Below are 362 nucleotides of genomic sequence, written 5' to 3'. Positions count from 1 at the left end.
CTTTCTCAACGTCGAGTTTGAAGTTAATCGCGCTAACAATGCCATCGCCAAATTTCTCATGAACCAACGCTTTCAGGGGTGTACCGTACACCTGCAACATTTCATAGAAACGATACATCGTTGGGTCAGTTGGAATACGGTCATCAATGCAGCCACGCAGTGGAATCATCTGCAACAGTAGAATGGAGTCTTCGTCGAGATCCAGCTTCGCCCCGACCAGGCGGGCGGCGTCGGCAGGAAGCGCCTGCTGCCCCAGCAAAGCCGCGGTTACAAAGGCTTCTGCCAGACCGGTGCCGTCGGCAATCTCGGCAAATGAGAGATCTTTTTTAGCTTTGCTGAGCAAAATGGCATCGGCAAGATCA

1 protein-coding gene is annotated in these 362 nt (G+C 52.2%); it reads right to left on the bottom strand.

All coding sequences use genetic code 11. From position 1 onward, the window contains the following. Positions 1-362, bottom strand: a 362-nt coding sequence (gene cynS, locus FN960_RS23615; RefSeq protein WP_185971130.1) for a cyanase, incomplete at both ends; no start/stop codon positions are given.

Origin of the sequence: Alkalicoccobacillus porphyridii (genome assembly GCF_007293315.1) — a bacterium.
Lineage (GTDB): Bacteria > Bacillota > Bacilli > Bacillales > Bacillaceae_D > Alkalicoccobacillus > Alkalicoccobacillus porphyridii.
The sequence above is the reverse complement of the archived record's forward strand: the minus strand, read 5'-3'. Positions and strand labels throughout refer to the sequence as shown.